Here is a 1,811-nt window from a genome sequence, read left to right on the forward strand (position 1 = left end):
GGCCGGAATGTTCTTTCCCCACGGGCAGCCAGCGGCAACCCCGGCGGAAGACGTGCTGGGCTGCCAGCCACCGGCCCTGCTGGTGGCGGCGGGGCTGGTGCTGTCCGAGGCGGTGCGGCTGGTATTGGGCCAGCCCCCGCGCCTGGGCGGTCCCCATGGCCGGATGGCCGTGGTGGACCTGGCGACGGTCAGCCTTGATAGGCTGTCGTTGCGGGAGTAGCCGGGCGGGAAATGCACGGCCCGGCGGGTGCATGCGCGACGCAAGGCCCCGTCCGCGTGACCGCGCCGGAAAGGGCGGCCCCGGTCAGCGCCCGCCCTTGTGCCTGCGTTGGCGCACCACGCCCCACACCTTGGCCCATTCCTGTTCGTAGGTGGAGCGGGCGGCTTCTTCTGCCTGTTCGCAGGCGGCGCGTGCGGCCTTTTTCGCGCCGCTGCCTTCCGGGGCTGCGCAGCCCGGTTCGTCGCGGCAGGTGTCGGCCAGGCGCGCCATGGCCTCGTCCATCTGCCGTTCCAGCATTGCCAGGTATCCAGCCTCGTCTTCCATGGTACCTCCCGGACCGCCTTGCGACAGTCCCCATGGCGGCGTTCCGGCGCGGGCCGTTGCGGACTGGTCAGGACCGATCCGCAAGGCCGTGCCGGGACGCAGGTTGCGCCCGCCAGCGGCAACATCCCAGAAGCATAATCCCCCGGAACCGCACCCACGCGGCATCCCGGAACGTTCCACCCCGGAAACGCCCGGAGAGTTGCCGCAGGCGCCCCCAGCGGCGCGCGCGGCAGAACCCCATGCCCCAGCATACGCGCAAGGGGTTGTTCCGTCCATGTGGCCCCCGGCATGTTTTGGGGCTGCGCGCGGCGGCTTGGCGGGCGAGACCGGCGGAGGCAAGCCGGGCGCTGATTGCGGGCAGGGACACGACGGGGACGGGGCGGCGGGGCGTAGAAAATTTTTCCCTGCGGGGGTCAGCGCAAGATTCGGATGGAAAAGCGCACGCGGCGGGCCTATGTTGCCGTCATGGACACGACCACCTGTCATACCGCCGCCGATCCGGTCTCTGCCGCATCCGGCACGGCTGCCACATCAGGACCGACCGGGACATCGGGCGCGACTGGTGCGCCCGTCGCGACGGGCATGGTCCTTTGGCCCGAAGCCCCCCGCCTGGCGCTGGTTCGCGCCGCCTGCGCCACCCTGCGCGAGCGTGCCGAACCGGTGCCCCTGGCGGAACTGGCCAAGGCCGCAGGCCTGAGTCCCGGCCACTTCCAGCGGGTATTCACCCGGCTGGTGGGAGTTTCGCCGCGCGCCTACCAGCAGGCTTGCCGCGAACAGCGCCTGCGCGGCGCGCTGGAGCGGGGCGTGCCCGTGGCCGAGGCCATCTACGAGGCAGGATTCGGTTCGCCGAGCCGGGTCTACGAGGATGCACACGGCATGCTGGGCATGACCCCGGCCCGCTACCGCAAGGGAGCGCCCGGCCAGCAACTGGCCGTGGCCGCCGCACAAACGTCGCTGGGCTGGCTGGTCATGGCCGCCACGGAGGACGGGGTGTGCGCCATCGACATCGGCGACGACCGCGAGGTACTGCTTTCCGGCCTGCAACGCCGCTTTCCCCGCGCCGAACTGCACCCCCCCAGCGATGCGGTGCGCCAGTGGCTGGGCACGGTGGTGGCCTTTGTCGAGCACGGCGGCGCGCACCCCGCCCTGCCGCTGGACGTGCGCGGCACCGCCTTTCAGCATGCGGTTTGGAGCGCCCTGCGCGAATTGCCCCCCGGCGCGACGCTGGGCTATGCCCAGCTTGCCGCCCGCATCGGCAGGCCCACAG

General features: G+C 71.9%; 2 protein-coding genes and 1 pseudogene. 2 read left to right on the plus strand and 1 reads right to left on the minus strand.

The features are described from left to right. Positions 1-220, plus strand: a pseudogene (locus tag FVW20_RS14110) (hypothetical protein); the annotation flags it as partial. Between the two features lie 84 nt (positions 221-304). On the opposite strand, the gene FVW20_RS14115 reads toward FVW20_RS14110, so the two are convergent. Beyond that, positions 305-544: a hypothetical protein gene (locus FVW20_RS14115; RefSeq protein WP_012613069.1), complete on the minus strand. Its 240-nt coding sequence runs from the start codon at positions 542-544 to the stop codon at positions 305-307. Between the two features lie 582 nt (positions 545-1,126). Here FVW20_RS14115 and FVW20_RS14120 point away from each other — a divergent pair. Further along, the coding region (locus FVW20_RS14120; RefSeq protein ID WP_231039122.1) for a bifunctional transcriptional activator/DNA repair enzyme AdaA at positions 1,127-1,811 on the plus strand (685 nt) is incomplete at its 3' end.

The sequence above is a fragment of the Nitratidesulfovibrio oxamicus genome (genome assembly GCF_015731765.1).
Classification (GTDB): domain Bacteria; phylum Desulfobacterota; class Desulfovibrionia; order Desulfovibrionales; family Desulfovibrionaceae; genus Cupidesulfovibrio; species Cupidesulfovibrio oxamicus.